The 17,239-nt window shown below is 49.5% G+C and carries 18 protein-coding genes; 3 read left to right on the top strand and 15 right to left on the bottom strand.

All coding sequences use genetic code 11. From position 1 onward, the window contains the following. Window positions 1–79: 79 nt before the first annotated feature. The 8 genes from ACJJIE_RS23040 to ACJJIE_RS23005 form a co-directional block, all read right to left on the bottom strand. The gene (locus ACJJIE_RS23040; protein ID WP_444893099.1) at window positions 80–526 is read right to left on the bottom strand and encodes a hypothetical protein; all 447 of its coding nucleotides are present in this window, start codon (window positions 524–526) and stop codon (window positions 80–82) included. Between the two features lie 424 nt (window positions 527–950). Next, on the bottom strand, window positions 951–1,346 hold the full coding sequence (locus ACJJIE_RS23035) for a hypothetical protein (protein WP_444893098.1): 396 nt from the start codon (window positions 1,344–1,346) through the stop codon (window positions 951–953). Window positions 1,347–1,437: 91 nt separating this feature from the next. After that, complete coding sequence (locus ACJJIE_RS23030; RefSeq protein WP_444893097.1) at window positions 1,438–1,755, bottom strand: hypothetical protein; 318 nt, start codon at window positions 1,753–1,755, stop codon at window positions 1,438–1,440. Window positions 1,756–1,856: 101 nt separating this feature from the next. Beyond that, window positions 1,857–2,594 (bottom strand): hypothetical protein, encoded by a 738-nt coding sequence (locus ACJJIE_RS23025; RefSeq protein ID WP_444893096.1) that lies wholly within the window; start codon window positions 2,592–2,594, stop codon window positions 1,857–1,859. Between the two features lie 36 nt (window positions 2,595–2,630). Continuing rightward, window positions 2,631–3,923 (bottom strand): group II intron reverse transcriptase/maturase, encoded by a 1,293-nt coding sequence (gene ltrA / locus ACJJIE_RS23020; protein ID WP_444891821.1) that lies wholly within the window; start codon window positions 3,921–3,923, stop codon window positions 2,631–2,633. Window positions 3,924–4,561: 638 nt separating this feature from the next. Continuing rightward, on the bottom strand, window positions 4,562–4,882 hold the full coding sequence (locus tag ACJJIE_RS23015; protein ID WP_444893095.1) for a hypothetical protein: 321 nt from the start codon (window positions 4,880–4,882) through the stop codon (window positions 4,562–4,564). A gap of 145 nt (window positions 4,883–5,027) precedes the next feature. Further along, the gene (locus ACJJIE_RS23010; protein WP_444893094.1) at window positions 5,028–5,381 is read right to left on the bottom strand and encodes a hypothetical protein; all 354 of its coding nucleotides are present in this window, start codon (window positions 5,379–5,381) and stop codon (window positions 5,028–5,030) included. 405 nt (window positions 5,382–5,786) lie between these two features. Further along, on the bottom strand, window positions 5,787–6,995 hold the full coding sequence (locus tag ACJJIE_RS23005; RefSeq protein WP_444893093.1) for an IS91 family transposase: 1,209 nt from the start codon (window positions 6,993–6,995) through the stop codon (window positions 5,787–5,789). A 370-nt stretch (window positions 6,996–7,365) separates the two neighbouring features. Here ACJJIE_RS23005 and ACJJIE_RS23000 point away from each other — a divergent pair, with 370 nt between their 5' ends. Then, complete coding sequence (locus ACJJIE_RS23000; RefSeq protein ID WP_444893092.1) at window positions 7,366–8,445, top strand: integron integrase; 1,080 nt, start codon at window positions 7,366–7,368, stop codon at window positions 8,443–8,445. Window positions 8,446–8,503: 58 nt separating this feature from the next. On the opposite strand, the gene aroC is transcribed toward ACJJIE_RS23000, so the two are convergent. Both aroC and prmB read right to left on the bottom strand, forming a co-directional pair. Next, the gene (gene aroC / locus ACJJIE_RS22995) at window positions 8,504–9,580 is read right to left on the bottom strand and encodes a chorismate synthase (protein WP_444893091.1); all 1,077 of its coding nucleotides are present in this window, start codon (window positions 9,578–9,580) and stop codon (window positions 8,504–8,506) included. Between the two features lie 173 nt (window positions 9,581–9,753). Next, window positions 9,754–10,677: a 50S ribosomal protein L3 N(5)-glutamine methyltransferase gene (gene prmB, locus ACJJIE_RS22990; protein WP_444893090.1), complete on the bottom strand. Its 924-nt coding sequence runs from the start codon at window positions 10,675–10,677 to the stop codon at window positions 9,754–9,756. A 341-nt stretch (window positions 10,678–11,018) separates the two neighbouring features. Here prmB and folE point away from each other — a divergent pair, with 341 nt between their 5' ends. Then, the gene (gene folE / locus ACJJIE_RS22985) at window positions 11,019–11,561 is read left to right on the top strand and encodes a GTP cyclohydrolase I FolE (RefSeq protein ID WP_282933775.1); all 543 of its coding nucleotides are present in this window, start codon (window positions 11,019–11,021) and stop codon (window positions 11,559–11,561) included. Window positions 11,562–11,615: 54 nt separating this feature from the next. Next, window positions 11,616–11,960, top strand: a complete 345-nt coding sequence (locus ACJJIE_RS22980; protein ID WP_444893089.1) for a 5-carboxymethyl-2-hydroxymuconate Delta-isomerase — start codon at window positions 11,616–11,618, stop codon at window positions 11,958–11,960. Here ACJJIE_RS22980 and ACJJIE_RS22975 read toward each other — a convergent pair. The 5 genes from ACJJIE_RS22975 to htpG form a co-directional block, all read right to left on the bottom strand. Next, a complete protein-coding gene (locus ACJJIE_RS22975) occupies window positions 11,957–12,835 on the bottom strand; it encodes an alpha/beta fold hydrolase (protein ID WP_444893088.1) in 879 nt (292 codons plus the stop codon). The genes ACJJIE_RS22980 and ACJJIE_RS22975 overlap by 4 nt on opposite strands. Window positions 12,836–12,956: 121 nt before the next feature. Beyond that, window positions 12,957–13,409, bottom strand: a complete 453-nt coding sequence (gene sixA / locus ACJJIE_RS22970; RefSeq protein WP_444893087.1) for a phosphohistidine phosphatase SixA — start codon at window positions 13,407–13,409, stop codon at window positions 12,957–12,959. 125 nt (window positions 13,410–13,534) lie between these two features. Next, entirely contained in the window at window positions 13,535–14,017 is a 483-nt protein-coding gene (locus ACJJIE_RS22965) for a DUF4389 domain-containing protein (RefSeq protein WP_444893086.1), read from the bottom strand. A 13-nt stretch (window positions 14,018–14,030) separates the two neighbouring features. Beyond that, complete coding sequence (locus tag ACJJIE_RS22960; RefSeq protein WP_444893085.1) at window positions 14,031–15,062, bottom strand: NAD(P)H-dependent glycerol-3-phosphate dehydrogenase; 1,032 nt, start codon at window positions 15,060–15,062, stop codon at window positions 14,031–14,033. Window positions 15,063–15,308: 246 nt separating this feature from the next. Next, on the bottom strand, window positions 15,309–17,228 hold the full coding sequence (htpG, locus tag ACJJIE_RS22955; RefSeq protein WP_282933781.1) for a molecular chaperone HtpG: 1,920 nt from the start codon (window positions 17,226–17,228) through the stop codon (window positions 15,309–15,311). Between the last annotated feature and the right edge of the window lie 11 nt (window positions 17,229–17,239).

Raw genomic sequence — 17,239 nt, 5'->3', positions numbered from 1 at the left:
GGTAACTGGCGACTTTTGTGCGGAACGCACAAAAGGTGACAGTTGCCGGAGGTCCGTTTGCAGGCGCTTGTTAGGCGATTTACTGGCCATACACGGCCTCTATGTCTCGATCTAATGCTCCAGACCAAGATGTTACCCTTAGTTTATTGGCAAAATACCAATCGGTGTTTTTGTTTGTAATTGTTTCTGGACTAACAATATCGCCACCTTGATATTCAGGAATACCTGACGGTACATCTTGCCCCAATGTTTCTGCGAGCTTCTTATCGCAGTAATACTCGATGAATACCAAGTCATCTGAGACGATATCCTTCAAAGGATCGGTTGATTCTGAAGCATGGAAAAACTCTAGATTTTTACGGCCAAACTTAATATTGATTCGATCTGAGATAGAAAAGATCAATTTGGCTTCACTTTCTGGTGACGTGACCACAAACTCCCATTCCTTGCCTGGAGTAGATTTCGACAAATCTCCTTTCCATTCGGGGAAAGCTTCTATCAGATTATCTAATGTTTCTTTGATCACTGAAATCTCTCGTAGCGCCTAACGCTTTTAGCACCGGAACGCCGTCAGGTGTATCCGGTGCCTAAGCTGGTTAAAACTACGATGGCACGGCCTACTTTGAAACACGATGCGAAGCGCCAGCGTAGCTTTAGATGATAAGTGGCACCTGAGAATGCGATAAAGCTTCCGATGCCGCGATTATTATTGATGGCAACCACTGCCAACTTCGAATAGTTTGCCGATTACTACTAACTTTGTAAATGGTACCAGGAACGAAACTGCTGAATGAAAACTTTCACCGAACCTTGATGCCGGACTGCCAGCTAGTGGCAGGGTATTGCTAACTAAAACGTAACCACAACAAAATATTGAGTGAGTATTTTAACGCCCGCAGCTGCGGACAACTTGGAGCGCAGCGGAAAGGCGTTCCGACAGCCTGCGCTTGTTAAGCCAGCCAGAGTTCATAAAGGCACCATGCTCCATAAATAGTTAATGGCAAAACGAACAAACCATAAAGCACAGCTGCTGAGGGAGATGTAAACAAAATAGCTAAAACAGTACCTGCGCCCAACAAAATCACCGGCACTCCTAGCAACGTTGAAACCGCCTTTTCAAGTGAACCAATTTCGGACAATGGAGTTTCCTTATAAAGGAGCCTCCAAAGCTGCAATAGAGCTAAGCACGGTACAAAAAGTAAAAATACTGTTTGATATGGATTTGGCCCGAGATCAAATCTTCCTTCACTAAACACAGCCAATCCGAGAGCGATTGTTAAATAGAGTACCCAGATCGTACCGGGAACTATAGAGAGCAATCCAATTATTCTACTTTTCTTGGTCATATTGGCTTAACGCCGTGATATGCGGCGGACTGCGCGAAGCGTAGGCCGTCTGGTGGAGCCCCATAGGGGCGGAATGAACATCATCACCTTGTTATGTTTTTACTACACATTTTAGCTTTACGATTTTTGAGAATTCTAAAACTTCGTATCCTGTACCGACTAAACTTAAAAGCATAAGAGTAACAAAAAAAACTAGCGAAAGAGCGGGAAATAATTTACCGAGAGCAAAGACCAATCCCAGCATTATTAGTGCAATCCAGCCAAAGTAGCGACGAAATTCACTTTTCTTTATATCAGGCAATAGAACGCTATTACATACTGGACATTTGTAGATAGCTGGATCGTCACCACGCTCACTTTCCTTTATTGCTACGCCACCACAATTGGGGCAACCTGTATCAATTTTCATAGAGCGATCCCTAGACATAACGCCCCAATAACCGGCAGCTGGAACGTAGCGAAGCGAAGTGTAAGCTGTCCGGCGCCGTAGGCGCGTAGTTGATTGGTTTGTTAGGCAATTGGGCACTCACTGATTTTACGAGCAAAGTAATATTCTTTTGCTCTCGACACCGACTCTCTATTTACATCAGCCAATTGCTGCCGATTAATTTTCTGATCATTTTCACCAGCCCAGAAGGCTTTCTTTGGTGATATAGGAATAAAAGCAAAATCTCCATAACCATCTGCAACAATAAACTCCCCATCCTGAGCTTCGATTAACCCCCACTTAAAATGGCTGCAAGTACCCCAATCTCGGTCAAGGATAGTTTGTATTTGAATGCCTGAAGTAAAACGGGAAACTACAACTCCACCATCACGAACAAATCCTGCACCCTTGCTCTCTCGTATTTCTTCCTGTTCTTTGGTTAGACCAGAGCCAGACACCTCATTAAGCACTGCATCAGCAGGGTTACTTAAATGATATTCGTGCCTTAGCCGCCATAGAAGGCAGTATTTAGATATTGCCTCATGGTTTCTTTCGGAAAATGCTTTGATATTATCAATCTCTTCGTGGAATGCATTTTCGATTGGCACCATATATCCCGTTTCAGCTCGCTGATCCCACGTTCGTTTAGTGCAGAACATTTTGGCACGTTTATGCCTTCGAACTATCTCGCCAGAAGAAAGCTCCATCACTTCTACTTTTCCTTCAGAGTCATAGAACAAAGAAATTGCATGAGCTGTATGAAAATGCTGTTCAATCGCTAACTGTCTAGGATTTCGCTTAATAGTTGGTTCGTAGGGCATATCTTTCCTTTTGCCTAATCGGGATAGGGAGGCACCTCACGATGCCCCTCCTCCCACACCACCAGGCATACGGGTCACGTACCATGGCGGTTCAATTCTATTCCCCTTCCTATCTGCCAATTCCGGCAGCCCCAAGTTCCTAAAGTATCTATTTGGCAATGCTCTGTAAAGGGCAGGACTTTTGCTTAGCCTCCATGGTCCATGCGCTGATTTGGCCGTGTTCCACGCTAAAAAACGATCAACGCCCAGCCTTCTTAATCTGCGGTAACCACTACGTCCCCATTGCTTCCATAAATAACATCGCAACTTCCGCCTTATCCACTTGTCCAGATCTTTCAGAGGGCTCAGTACTTCACTGATGTCAAAGTACGCTTTCCAACCAAGCAGGGTCTTCTTTAACTCATCTATGATCTGAGTAAACTTGCGGCCTCGTGTTCGGCGGGTGATTATTCTGATCTTTGCCTTCAATTTATTAGTCGATGATTCTGATACCTTTATCCGGGCATCCTTCTTCAGCAATCTAAATCCTAGAAAGCTCCGCTTCCAGAAGTGATCCTCTGCACTCTTCTCAGTATTTACTGTGAGCTTCAGCTTACATTTGATGAAGTGCGTAAGGCTTACTTTTATCCGCTCTGCAGACCGACGACTTCCCACCAGTATTTGAAAATCATCGGCATATCGTACAAAACTGAGTTGCCGCTTGTGCAGCTCCCAGTCCAGTTCATTAAGCACAATATTCGCTAGAAGCGGAGATAACGGCCCACCTTGCGGTACGCCTTTTGTTGTAGCTATTACCTTGCCATCGACTACCGTTGGCGCTTTTAGGTATCGGTTTATCAACCCCAGCACATCAGCCGGTATTCCGCTTTGCTTCAGTGTTAGCATGAGCTTGTCATGATTCACTTCATCAAAGAAGGATTTCAAGTCCATATCGATCGTCCAGCGCTTTCCTTGCCGGACAAAGTTTTGGACCTGTCTAATCGCCTGGTGTGCCGATCGATTTGGTCTAAAACCAAAACTAAGAGCATGAAACTTCGGCTCCCATTGCTCACTGAGTATCTGTGCGATAGCTTGTTGGATCAACCTATCTTGCACAGTGGGTATACCCAATGGACGCAGGCCTCCATTGCCTTTTGGTATAAAGACGCGTTTCACCGGTTGAGGACGATAGCTACTACTTAGCACCTTTTGTCGGGTAGCAATCCAAGTCTGCTTAAGATGTTCCGGCAACTGTTTTACCGTCATACCATCGAGGCCTGGTGCACCCTGGTTACGAGAAACTTGTTGTAATGCTCGAAACAGATTATTCCTATCTAGAATTCGCTGCATTAAAAGAGATGAGAAATTGGACAATGTATGATTAAGTTTCCAGTTTGATGTTCACCCAGAAAAAAAAATTTTTTTTCTCTGGCAACTAAGTTACTTGTCAGATGCAGTCATCAAGCTCTGCATTAATAGTACTGTCCAGAATTGTTCAGGCCTTCAGTAGCACGAAATCTACCTACTATGCCCTCTGCTGACTTCTATGGGTCGGTCAAAACCAATCTCTCAGTTTTCAGTCATTCCATTAACAACCCATAGACCTCCCAGGGTAAGACATTTAACTTTCTTCACGTAGATGCTGGATTTATAAAACGCAGGCCAGTTGTGGATGGAGAGCTTTATGGTCACGTGCCCACTGGCTCCACCTGCGTCACACCTCATATCCAGTTCTTGTTCATCACCCCGTGAATTTGCGTTGGGCTTCCTCCAGCCAATACCTCGCGATATTGACCTTGCCCTTTCGCTAACCTTCGGCTCCACGAATACCTGGTAAGAGGACTTCCACCTCTCTAGTTAAATGCCATGCCTGGCACACACGCTAAGCTAACCGGCAGCGAGTGCGAAGCACGCTTTTGGCTGTCCGACTCCGGCCGCTTGCGGCCGGAGTGTAGTTGAGCGCCTTGTTAAGCCTGGCACGAAGCTCGCTATTCACCATGAAACTGTTCCCACGCTTCAGATTCAAGATCACCACAATCTGATACTAAATTTCCAGACTCGTCATATACCTTAAATCTATGTTGAGTACCGCCTATGCTTCCAGAGCCATCAAGCCCCAATAGCAAGGAATAGAAGGTATCAGTAAGAACACCATCTAGGACTGATACCATCAGCTTCTGCTGGTTTGGATTTAGCTCCATATTCTTGATTATGGAAGCCACCTCAGTTTTTTCACTGCCGGAGGTATAAAGTTTCAGGAGATCTTCTTTCTCGATCTTCCAGCGTTTTACAAACTCTTTGGCATCCATACTTTTTCTCTGAGGCTTAACGCCGCAATCAGCGGCAGACTAGTTGTTGATTGTTTTGTGCAACAATGGCGTAGCCATGCACAAAACGAGCGACGGCTAGGCTGTCCAAGCCACAAAGTGGCTGTGCTGCATTGCCTCGTTAGGTTTATAGCAAAGTACGCCACTTATAAGAACCATAAAACTTACCAGCAAGCACACACGGTATTAGCATAATAAAGATTAATTGCTCTAATTCAGGAGCATATTTAGATGCCAGCACAATAGGCGCTGCAACCAAGCATATAAACACTGGAAACCATAAGAGCATAGCAATTACGAATACAACCTTATCAATACCTTGCATACTCTGAGTTGGCCTAGCTAAAAATAGTATGAATTTATTTTGTGTGTTTGGCCTACGACCTAATAATACATCTTTATGTGAGCTTAACGCGAAGCCAACTACCACACCGAATATCAAGTACAAAATTCCAGATACGACGACAATCACAATGTTCATTGGGTAAACCTAACGCCTTGCTTAGCGGCAGCCGAAACACAGTGCAGGCTGTCCGGTGGAGACCACGTCTTTTGTGGCCGGAACGTACTACAGCAACTGGTTATGTGTACCCGCCGAACCGTCTAATTCAAGCTTTAAATCCATAGTTCACCTCCATTTTTGAGATCCTTTAACTTCCCTAATATTTCTTCAGCATGATTACGATCTCTGCATGGAATCATAACCTTTCCTTTACCTTTTTTCCGATTCCATATCATTGGATTACCAGATTTAGATTCAAGAATCTCAAATTCTCCGGCTGACCTGGGGATTTGATATTTTGACAAAGCTCAGTCCCTTCTTAAAACACATAACGCTTAGATAACCTGCACTGCAGGCGGTAAAAAAAATGACCTGGCATTGAATTTAGGCCGAACTAAAGAGGCCCATTCCTGCAGTGTCTGGTTCATCGCCATGTTGTACATTCCCGCCGGCACTATCTTGCCGAGCCGCCCCCTTTATAAAGGAAATTCCTTTTTTCGCCTTAGACCACACTCTGCCAGTCAACTTTGTAGATTCATGGCACTGCCCACACTCTACCACCAGATCTTGGATTTGCAATCCAGCTGGGAGTCGTTGATCTTTCATTAAACCCACTTGATTACTACATAGATCGTGCTTTTTCTTATTACACCCAGCATATAATCCATAACTCCGTACCATGTGTTTTCCTATTGGAGGTATGTGCTGCAAGACACGTCTTAAGAACTCTTCAGGCTTTAATCTTAGTCGCTTGCGTCGCTGGTCACGGTGATCAAAATAACGAAATTCCAGCCCCTTATGATCCACGTTTAATATCTGCTTTGGCTTCAGCGGGCCACCTTTGATATATCGTGAAAAATACAGAAGCACTCCTTGTCCATGCTCATATCGATCCTGAATACGAACTGACCATTCTTTGCGATAGCAAGCTTTAAAGAGAATATCAAACTGGCCAATGGGCCAACTGGGAGGGAGCTTGATTAACCCAGCACGATACTGCTCTAGTAACAGCGCTTGAAACTTTCCCCTATAAAGACTCTTAACCACTCGAACAGGTAATAAATACTCACCTGTTTCTTTCCACTTTTCCCTTAAAGTCAAACCACCAGCGGTTATCAAGCAGTGTATATGAGGGTGTAAAGTTAACTGTCTTCCCCAAGTATGCAGAGCCATAAGCATCCCGGGAGTTACTCCGTGATAGTCTTTACTCGCCATTAATTCAAACAGGGTTTCTTTACTCGACAAAAAGAGTATATCTGTAAGCTTCTCTTCGTTGTATTGCCATAACGGCAGATACTCATGAGGTATAGTAAAGACCACATAAAAATGTTCTGTATCAAATAATTTACGACGCTGCTGATCAACCCACTGGAGCTGTTTTCTGCCTGAGCAGAGCGGGCAACTTCTATGCCTACAAGAATGATGCTGTTCAGTGACATGGTTGTGCTTACAACGATAATAACTGCTTCCCATCGATTTTGTACGGCATTCTTGTATCGAGGAGATAGCCTTTAAATTTTTTAGTGGCTGCGCAGTTTTAGATAAATAACCACTGTACGCAGAAAATATATTTTGCAATACCCGGTTATGCATTTTCTAAAATGCCTCTTATAATTTAAAAGTGGCACCACTCCCGCGCAGCGGGTTTGTACAACAGTTAATTCAAAAGAAGCGTCTTTATATCATCCTTCTATATAATTTTGCTCACTTCTTTCGAGATAACCTCAAAAACCCAATAATATCAAAAAGTTAAGAGCTTTGGCATAATTTTCAACAGGCAGATATATAGCCCGCGCTATATATCTAGCTGCTTTTTCTGCTCTTTATAACATTACCAACCCTATAAAAATCAAAGAGATAGATCGTCACCTCCAGAAATAGGAGAAGCTTCTCTTGAATTCTGATATTGACAGCAGGACAAAAGAGCAAATACTGTATATAAAAACAGTTAAAAGGCAATATTATGGACGACATTCGCCACAAACTACCAAGTAAGCCTGAACGATTTATGGACAACCTGCGATTTCATATTCGAAAGCAAGGACTATCGTACCGAACAGAGCAAACTTACACCCATTGGATTAAACGTTTTATTCATTTCAACAAAAAGAAGCACCCTGCCGATATGGGAGCTGTTGAGATTGAGACGTTTCTCTCTCATCTTGCAGTTCAGGGACTTTGCTCCGCAAATACACAACGAATAGCTCTGAACGCTTTGATATATCTGTACAAGAGATTCTTAGGTAGGGATATTCAGGCTCTGGACTTTAAACTGGCAAAACAACAAAAGTACTTGCCTGTGGTTTATAGCCGTAGAGAAATATCATCAATTTTGGATCACCTTGAAGGCACCTATAGATTACAGGTTGAGCTAATGTACGGTAGCGGCCTTCGCAGTGCCGAACTGCTTTCTTTACGCATAAAGGATATAGACTTCGGCAGCAATAATATTTTTGTTCGAGGTGGTAAGGGAGATAAGGATCGCACTACGATATTACCTAACGGGTTAATTGTGCAGTTACATAGGCAGGTGGAATCTGTTTCCCTATTACATCAACAAGATCTTTTGGCTGGTTTTGGTTCGGTTTATTTACCTAACGCTTTGGAAAGAAAGTACCCAGGTGCAAGCCGACAACTCGCCTGGCAATACCTTTTCCCTTCCAGCACCATCGGTCAATGTCCTCGCTCCGGTGAAAACAGAAGGCACCATATGCACGCAACAACTTTAGCGCGCCAGGTTCGTATAGCTGTCAAGCTAGCAGGAATCAACAAACCGGCTCGCTGCCACGCATTTCGCCATAGCTTTGCGACTCACTTGCTCGAAGCGGGTTATGACTTGCGTACGATTCAGGAGTTGCTAGGGCATTCGGATGTTAGTACTACTGAAATTTATACCCATGTCGTAAACCGGGGAAATAAAGGCGTTTTAAGCCCCTCAGATCGACTGCGCAACATTAATAAAATTGAGGAGGATGGAGCTAACTACTTTGTTGGGAGTAAAGTTGGGGAAGTACAGGGGCTTAGCTTATTAGCTGCATCTTAGTAGCGCGGAGAACGGATACCGGCTTTCGCCGGTATCTAATAGAAAAAAGCCGATCGAATTATCCCGGTGTTACATCGCCATTCTGAGCGCGGTGGCGCAGTGCGTGATCGATCAGAACCAGGGCCATCATGGCCTCGGCGATAGGCGTTGCTCGAATACCAACACAGGGGTCGTGGCGGCCTTTGGTAACGACTTCAATGGGATTGCCGGAGCGGTCAACGCTGCGGCCGGGAATGCGCAAACTGGAAGTCGGCTTCAGGGCGATATGGGCAATGACATCCTGGCCACTGGAAATACCACCCAAGACACCCCCGGCATTATTCGACAGGAACCCCTCTTCTGGAGTGATTTCATCTCGGTGCTCAGTGCCCTTCTGCTCCACGCTGTCAAAGCCAGCTCCAATTTCCACGCCTTTTACCGCGTTAATACTCATTAAGCCGTGGGCCAGATCTGCATCCAGGCGATCAAAAATAGGTTCACCCAGTCCGGCTGGAACGCCGCTGGCGTGTACTGAGATACGCGCACCGATGGAGTTCCCCTCTTTGATCAGCTCCTGCATATAGGTCTCCATTTCGGGGACCCGATCGGCATCCGGGCTAAAGAAGGGGTTTTGTTCTACCTGATCCCAATCCAGTTTTTGTACTTTGATCGGGCCCAATTGCGAGAGATAACCGCGCACTTCAATGCCGTATTTTTGTTTCAGCCATTTCTTGGCGATGGCCCCAGCGGCAACCCGCATGGCAGTTTCACGGGCGGAGGATCGACCACCCCCACGGTAGTCGCGAATGCCGTATTTTTGCCAATAGGTGAAATCGGCATGGGCTGGCCTTACCTGTTCAGCGATATTGCTGTAGTCCTTGGAGCGCTGGTCGGTATTTTCAATTAACAGACCAATGGGCGTGCCGGTGGTTTTTCCCTCGAAAACACCGGAAAGGATTTTTACCTGGTCGGGCTCGCGGCGCTGGGTGGTATAGCGGGAAGTGCCGGGCTTGCGGCGGTCCAGCTCTCGCTGAATTTCTTCTTCACTAATCTCCAGACCCGGAGGGCATCCATCGACGATACAACCGAGCGCGGGGCCGTGGCTTTCGCCAAAGGTGGTGACACAAAACAGCTTGCCAAAGGTATTGCCCGACATAGACGACTTTTCCAGCTAGTAGGTGGTAAAACAGGATGGCCCACAATAGGGGCGCGCATTATAAATGATCTGCCCGCCCCAGTGCGCAGACTGGGGCAAAAAGCACAAGTGTCCGCAGAACCGGGCTTGTACCCATAACCCGGCAACCGAGATTGCCGGGGAGGCAAAAGGAATTATTCCTTTTCGAAGTAGGGTTGATAGGCGAGTAGTTCTTCCCGGCTGATTGCAAAGACACCGTGGCCACCATCCTCAAACTCGGGCCACATAAACGGCACCTCCGGGAAGGCTTTTTCCAGGGCTTCCCAGCTATTGCCCACTTCGCAGATCAACAGGCCGTCGGGCTGTAAGTGGTTGGCAGCCTCGCGCAGCAGGCGGCGGGTAAAATCGAGACCGTCATCACCAGAGCCCAGGGCTATATCCGGCTCAGCGTGGTATTCCTTGGGCATTTCGGCCAGATCGTGGGCATCGACATAGGGCGGGTTGCACACGATCAACTCATAACTCATACCGTGCAGGCCGGAAAATAGGTCCGACTGCACTGCGCGCACGCGTTCGTTCAACTCATGACGATTGATATTGATCTGTGCCACTTCGATCGCGTCCTCGGAAATATCGCTCACATCGACACGCGCTTCCGGGAAGGCCTCGGCGCAGGCGATACCGATACAGCCGCTACCACAACAGAGGTCCAGAATCGCCAGGGGCTCAACATTGAGCCAGGGCTGGAAGTTGTGGCGAATCATCTCGCCAATCGGTGAACGGGGTACCAGTACCCGCTCGTCCACATAAAATGTCATATCGCAGAAATGCGCTTCCTTGGTCAGGTAGGCCGCCGGTACCCGCTCGCTAAAGCGCCGCTCCAGGATAGTGAGTACGTCGCGGCGCTCCTCCATGGTCAAACGGGCCTGGAGTATCTCCGGCTTACTGTAAGGGGGGAGATGTAAGGCGTGGGTTACCAGTAAAACGGCCTCGTCCCAGGCGTTGTCGGTGCCATGGCCGTAGTAGAGGTCGGCCTCATTGAATCGGCTGGTCCCCCAGCGGATATAGTCCAAAACCGTGGTCAGTTCGTGGAGGCTTGTTTCACGCCTTTCTATCATCAATCTATCCTTAAGTGCTTTGTATCTCGTCGGGGCCCACTGTCACCTGCGGGTACCCTCTGTTGTTGCTTCAGAGGGGCCAATCAATGCCCGGGGAGTGTAGTTTGCTCACACCAAATAAGCGACGAGTAAGGTTAAGTGGCCATTTTACAGCTGCTACCTAAAGGCCCTAAGCCATTTTTCCGCCCAACTTCCTCTGCCCTGCTAACAAAACAGCCTTCGCCAGTGGTCGTCAAATAACAGCTAACAGGCTCCTGGGGCCGCGTGGATCTTTACTCTCGGGTTACAAACGCTTAGGGTAGCGCACCCGCCCTTCGGGCTGAGATGTTGGAAAGAGCAGCATGAACGAACATTACGCGCGAATTATTGAAGCAATCGGCGAAGATCCGCAACGCCCTGGGCTCAAAGACACCCCGGAGCGCGCCGCCAAAGCCATGGAATACCTGACACGCGGCTATAAACAGACCGTGGAAGATGTAGTCAACGACGCGCTCTTCCCGTCCGACTGCAGCGAAATGGTGCTGGTTAAGGATATCGAACTCTACTCCCTGTGTGAGCACCACCTGCTGCCGTTTATCGGCCGCGCCCACGTAGCCTATATTCCCAATGGCAAGGTCGTTGGCCTGTCCAAGGTAGCACGCATTGTGGATATGTTTGCGCGCCGCCTGCAGATCCAGGAGCAGCTGACCGTAGAGATCGCCGAGACCCTGCAAAACGTTACCGGTGCTGCCGGTGTCGGCGTGATCATCGAAGCCAAGCATATGTGCATGATGATGCGCGGTGTGGAAAAACAGAACTCTGTGATGAAGACTTCGGCTATGCTCGGTACTTTCCGCAGCAACCAGGCCACCCGCAACGAGTTCCTCTCCCTGCTGCGCCAGTAAACGCCACAGGTACCCAGCGGCCGCCAGGGCCGCTTTGACCGAGGAGTGACCGCTATGCCTCACCTGATCATAGAGTATGCGAAAAATCTGGAAGAGAAGATTTCTATCGCTGCACTGGTCAGCTCGGCTCAGGAGGCGATGCACCGTTCCGGTTTATTCGCCTCTCACAATATCAAGACCCGCGCCAAGTCCTACGATCAGTTTATCGCTGGGGACAATGGCAGCAGCTTTATCCACGCAGAGATCCGCTTGCTTGAGGGGCGCTCTACGCGGGAAAGGGAAGCATTGAGCTCGGCGGTTTTTAACAGCCTGTGCCAATTTGCCGAGGGAGTTCCCGCAGTCTCGGTAGAGGTGCGGGAGATGGATGCCAGCTGCTATTCCAAGCGGGTTCCCTTCTAAGCGGTTTCACCGCGCAAGAAAGGCCCAAACCACTCTGCAATCGCCCGGGCACCACTCTCCTCCAGGTGCAAGTGGTGGCTTCCGGGAATCTCACGCGCCTCAATACCCGGAAACTCTTGCAGTACAGGGCGCAGGCGCTTGAGCATATCTGCGATACCATCTTCAGCGAGAACCAGCTGGACCGGCATCTTCAATCGGGATAAGTAAGCTTTAATCTGTGGCTCATTGAGCTTGGCTGTGGAAGCCGCCATCAGCCGGGGGTCATTACTCCACATATAACCTCCCTCCACTTCCCGGGTGCCCCGCTCGGTCAATACCTGCGCTGCCCACTCAGTTAGCGGGAACATGCCATTTTTGCGCGCTTCGACCGCCTCTTCGAAAGTACCGTAAACCCGCAGCTTGCGCGTGCCATAACGGGCTCTCTGGGCAATGGCCTTGGCCAGGTTCTCCGGAGCTTTTTCATCCTCGGTGGAGGGAGGTACCAGGCCATCGATCAGTGCCAGGCGCTTTACCCTATCGGGAAAAGCACCAGCGGTAATCACCCCGGCGATAGCACCTCGGGAATGCGCCACAATGGAGAACTTGCGCCAGCCCAGCGCGTGCACCGCCCCCAAAATATCTTCCGCCTCTTCCCAAATGTTGTAGTTGGCATCGAGGGAACGGTGATAGCTGCGTCCGTGGCCCGGCATATCTATCGCTACAAGATTAATTCCGCTCAGCAGGGGAGCCAGCCGACTGAAGGTGGCACAGTTATCCAACCAGCCGTGAAGAGCAATTACCGGCTCTCCCTCCGGGTCGCCCCACTGGCGTGCGGCAATCGACTTGTGATCAAACTCAAGGGTGATTTCACGGGGAGTGATTTGATTTGTCGCCAAAGTGATATCCACCGGATAGTGACTAAAACAGGTGGTGAAATGGTGCGGCCCACCAACAACATCCGCAATGACAGTTGTGATCAGCGCAATAGGGATTTACTGGCAGACACGACCGGAAAAATTACTCTGCGTGCTGCAACCACTCCAGGTCAGCGCAGCCATTAGCCCATACATCCGCACTGACACAGGCGAGGCTGGAAGTGCCCATCGGATGCTCGTTACCGCTGCCACAGAGGCCATTGAGCAGGCTGCCCACCAGAGGCTGGTGACTAACCAGCAGAAGCGGAAAGGTATCCTGGGTTTGCAAATGATCGAGCAGTTGCTGTGGGTAAGTATTGCCAATCAGCAGCGACTCGGTAATAACGGACAATCCCAGTTGAGCAGCAGCAATCTCAGCGGTTTCCTGGGTGCGTACAAATGGGCTGGCCCAAATAGCCTTTACCGCCGCCAGTTCCTCGGCGCGCTTTTTACAAACCTGTGCAACCTGCCTGCGCCCGCGCTCTGTCAGGGCTCTCTCTGCATCATTAGCGAGCATGGGCTCGGCTTTACCGTGACGCAAAATAAACAGCTGCATGGGGCTTCCTCAAGGGTAGGTTGTTACTTTGTTGATATCTGCGGGAATATTCGTAGGGAGGGCAGCGGATATTTATCCGGTGCCCTCGGATAAGGCACCGGATAAATTAGCGATAGGAAAAGCGATCAGTTCTTGTCGACAGGTTTGTCGGCGTCGTCGGCACTTTCCTCAACCAGCTCGGGCTTTTCACTGCTCTCGGGCTCGGAGCTACCCAGGATAATGGCATCCTCGGCTTCGTCTTCAGCCTTGTCCTTTTCACGCTTTACTTCTGTAGAAACCACTTCTGCAGAAACATCTTCGGCGCCCTCGTAACCGGACAAATCCTCTACTTCAGATTCAGGCCACTCGGAAAACGGGAAAGGTTTTTCGTCGGAGTTGTAGATCAGGAATTGAATCGCCTGGTAAACATAGGAGGCGAGCTGATCGCCAAAGCGACGCAGATTATCGTTGGATTTCCCGCTGATAATCGAAAACAGGAATTGCAGTATCACTACCGCCATCAGTAACCACGCGGCAACCTGAAGGCACACTGCAAACAGCACCATATAGATAAGGCGCACCCACTGGTTGCCGGAAGTAAGATTGCGCTTTAGATCGTCATTTTTCATATGAGGCTTCCATTTAAGGCTTGGCCGAGTAGGCCACATCAAAAGTTTGCGCGCCCGACATCAAATTGCGAATCACCTCAGGAATCGGCCGCTGTTCAAATAATATGGCGTGAATCGCGGAAACCAAGGGCATGTAGACACCCATTTCGTCGGCTTTCTGTTTAATCAGACGAACCGTATTCACACCTTCGGCCACCTGACCAATTTCTGCGACAGCCTGATCGAGCGGCTTGCCCTTACCGACCATATACCCCACCCGGTAATTTCGGCTGAGATCTGAGGAGCAGGTCAAAATCAAGTCGCCAACACCAGCGAGGCCGATAAACGTCATGGGATCGGCACCCATCGCTTCGGCAAAACGCATCATTTCCGCCAGGGAGCGGGTAATCAATAAACTGATGGTATTTTGCCCGCGCTCCAGTGCCGCAGCCATACCAGTGACGATCGCGTAGATATTTTTTAGCGCACCCGCAAGCTCTACTCCAAACACATCGTTACTGGAATAAACCCGGAAAGTTTCCGAGTGCAGTGCCGATTGAATCGCTTTGCAAAGCGCCTCGTCTTCACTGGCCACCACCGTTGCAGTGTAGTGCCCCGCAACAATTTCTTTTGCAAAATTTGGTCCGCTCAAAACCCCAACGCGCATGCCGGTGGTTTCCTCGCGCAGGATATCGCTCATTAAGTGGAAGTTGTCGTGCTCGATTCCCTTGGTGGTTGAGATCAGCATGGTACCCGGCGCCAACAGCGGGGCCACTTTTTTTACCACCTCGCGAAAGGATTTACTGGGTATCGCCACAAAAACGATATTGCAGCCATCGACCGCTTGCTCCAGGTCGCTGGTAAGTTGTAATTCCGGGTGCAGCGGCACGCCGGGCAGGTATCTATGGTTTTCTCGAGTGTCGCGACACTCAGCCGCCGTCTCCGCATTGCGCATCCACTGGCGGGTATCGTGGCCGTTGCCCGCCACAATGTTAGCAATCGCGGTTCCGAAACTGCCGCCGCCCAATACGGCAATAGCGAGGGGGTTGGAAGTTTCTTTTTGCATTGTCACACCGATAAAGCTTCTTATAAGACTTGCGGATTATAGAGGCATGACCCGCTGAGCCCAATGGGGTCAATTTGTTTTAAACTTCTGCCAGTTGTGCGAAACGGCACAGTAAATAGCAAAAACGGCCCTCTGCCTTGACCAACCGATAAAACACCGCTCGATCCGGCAGGGGCCGCTTCTGGGACCAGCAAAGTCTAAAACAACTCCGCTGGCCATCGCTTAGCACCAATCAATAGCGCTGACTTAGCCGTGCATTTCCAGCAACAGCGTGTTCAGGCGGCGCACATAATCCGCCGGATCTGCCAACTGGTTACCGGCAGCCAGATTAGCCTGGTCCATCAGGATATTGGTGAGATCCGCAAAGCGATCTTCATCCGCCTCCTGGTCCAGACGCTGTACCAGTGGGTGGGACGGATTGATTTCAAAGATCGGCTTGGCATCTGGCAGGGCCTGGCCAGCCTGTTCCAGGATGCGGCGCATTTGCGGGCCCATATCCTGTTCGCTCACCACCAGACACGCTGGGGAGTCCACCAGGCGAGTGGTTGCGCGTACGGATTCAACGCGACCTTCCAGAACTTCCTGTACCCGCTCAACCAGGGCACCGGACTCCTGCTCAACTTTTTCGCGCTCAGCTTTGTCTTCGTCGCTCTCGGCTTCACCCAGATCCAGCGCACCTTTGGCCACGTCCTGGAACTGCTTGCCGTCGAACTCGTTCATATGGCCCACGAACCACTCGTCCACCTGATCGGTGAGCAGCAGCACTTCGATACCCTTCTTGCGGAATACTTCCAGGTAGGGGCTGGACTTGGCCGTAGCGAAGTTGTCGGCACACACGTAGTAGATCGCCTTTTGGCCATCCTTCATGCGACCCACATAGTCTTCCAGGGATTGATCCTGCTTCTCGGTATCGGTATGGGTGCTGGCGAAGCGCAGCAGCTTGGCAATTTTCTCTTTGTTGGAGAAATCTTCAGCCGGACCTTCTTTTAATACATTACCGAACAGATCCCAGAACTTCTGGTACTCATCGCCATCTTTTTTCGCCAGTTTATCCAGCATATCCAGAACACGCTTGGTCAGCGCACTCTTGATCGCATCGGTATTGCGATCTTTTTGCAGGATTTCACGGGATACGTTCAGCGGCAGATCGTTGGAGTCCAGAACACCTTTCACGAAACGCAGGTACAACGGCAGGAACTGCTCCGCATCGTCCATGATAAAAGTGCGCTGCACATACAGCTTGAGGCCGCGAGCGGCATCGCGCTGGTACAGATCAAACGGTGCGCGCGCAGGGATGTATAGCAGGCTGGTGTAATCCTGTTTGCCCTCTACGCGGTTGTGACTCCAGGTTAAGGGATCGTCGAAATCGTGGGAGATATGCTTGTAGAACTCCTTGTACTCCTCAGATTTCACTTCCGAGCGCGGGCGAGTCCACAGGGCCTGGGCAGCGTTTACTGCTTCAAACTCAGGCGCTTTCTCTTCTTTCGGCTCTTCGCCCTCTTCCGCTGCCGGCATTTCCTCTTTCAACATTTCCACCGGAATGGCAATGTGATCAGAGTACTTTTTAATGATGGAACGCAGGCGCCAGTTATCGGCAAACTCTTTCGCTTCTTCTTTCAGGTGCAGAACCACCCGGGTACCGCGCTGGGGCCACTCTACAGTCTCTACGGAGTATTCCGCTTCACCGTGACACTCCCAGTGCACACCCTGGTCGGAATTCAAACCGGCGCGACGAGTGAATACGTCCACTTTGTCAGCAACGATAAAGGCGGAGTAAAAGCCCACACCGAACTGGCCGATCAGGTGCGCATCTTTTTTCTGGTCTCCGGTCAGCTGCTGCATAAATGCAGAGGTGCCGGAGCGGGCGATAGTACCGAGGTTTTCGATCACTTCATCGCGGCTCATACCAATACCGTTATCGGTAATGGTGAGTGTGCCCTCTTCCTTGTCAAACTCGATGCGAATGCGCAGGTCTGCATCTTCACCCAGTAATTCGGGCTTGGACAGCGATTCAAAACGCAGCTTGTCGGCGGCATCAGAAGCGTTGGATACCAGCTCGCGCAGGAAAATCTCCTTGTTGGAGTAGAGCGAGTGGATCATCAGGTGCAGTAGCTGCTTGGCTTCCGTCTGGAATCCATGGCTCTCTTTTTGGGCCTCAACGGTCATCTATTCGGTCT

The organism is Microbulbifer maximicatervae (SeqCode), from assembly GCF_052467325.1.
The sequence above is the reverse complement of the archived record's forward strand: the minus strand, read 5'-3'. Positions and strand labels throughout refer to the sequence as shown.

What these genes read in the sequence shown, in the direction of transcription:
- ACJJIE_RS23035 (WP_444893098.1), bottom strand. Translation starts at nt 1,346, where the DNA reads ATGACCAAGAAAAGTAGAATAATTGGATTGCTCTCTATAGTTCCCGGT.
- ACJJIE_RS23030 (WP_444893097.1), bottom strand. Translation starts at nt 1,755, where the DNA reads ATGAAAATTGATACAGGTTGCCCCAATTGTGGTGGCGTAGCAATAAAG.
- ACJJIE_RS23025 (WP_444893096.1), bottom strand. Translation starts at nt 2,594, where the DNA reads ATGCCCTACGAACCAACTATTAAGCGAAATCCTAGACAGTTAGCGATT.
- ltrA (WP_444891821.1), bottom strand. Translation starts at nt 3,923, where the DNA reads ATGCAGCGAATTCTAGATAGGAATAATCTGTTTCGAGCATTACAACAA.
- ACJJIE_RS23015 (WP_444893095.1), bottom strand. Translation starts at nt 4,882, where the DNA reads ATGGATGCCAAAGAGTTTGTAAAACGCTGGAAGATCGAGAAAGAAGAT.
- ACJJIE_RS23010 (WP_444893094.1), bottom strand. Translation starts at nt 5,381, where the DNA reads ATGAACATTGTGATTGTCGTCGTATCTGGAATTTTGTACTTGATATTC.
- ACJJIE_RS23005 (WP_444893093.1), bottom strand. Translation starts at nt 6,995, where the DNA reads ATGCATAACCGGGTATTGCAAAATATATTTTCTGCGTACAGTGGTTAT.
- ACJJIE_RS23000 (WP_444893092.1), top strand. Translation starts at nt 7,366, where the DNA reads ATGGACGACATTCGCCACAAACTACCAAGTAAGCCTGAACGATTTATG.
- aroC (WP_444893091.1), bottom strand. Translation starts at nt 9,580, where the DNA reads ATGTCGGGCAATACCTTTGGCAAGCTGTTTTGTGTCACCACCTTTGGC.
- prmB (WP_444893090.1), bottom strand. Translation starts at nt 10,677, where the DNA reads ATGATAGAAAGGCGTGAAACAAGCCTCCACGAACTGACCACGGTTTTG.
- folE (WP_282933775.1), top strand. Translation starts at nt 11,019, where the DNA reads ATGAACGAACATTACGCGCGAATTATTGAAGCAATCGGCGAAGATCCG.
- ACJJIE_RS22980 (WP_444893089.1), top strand. Translation starts at nt 11,616, where the DNA reads ATGCCTCACCTGATCATAGAGTATGCGAAAAATCTGGAAGAGAAGATT.
- sixA (WP_444893087.1), bottom strand. Translation starts at nt 13,409, where the DNA reads ATGCAGCTGTTTATTTTGCGTCACGGTAAAGCCGAGCCCATGCTCGCT.
- ACJJIE_RS22965 (WP_444893086.1), bottom strand. Translation starts at nt 14,017, where the DNA reads ATGAAAAATGACGATCTAAAGCGCAATCTTACTTCCGGCAACCAGTGG.
- ACJJIE_RS22960 (WP_444893085.1), bottom strand. Translation starts at nt 15,062, where the DNA reads ATGCAAAAAGAAACTTCCAACCCCCTCGCTATTGCCGTATTGGGCGGC.
- htpG (WP_282933781.1), bottom strand. Translation starts at nt 17,228, where the DNA reads ATGACCGTTGAGGCCCAAAAAGAGAGCCATGGATTCCAGACGGAAGCC.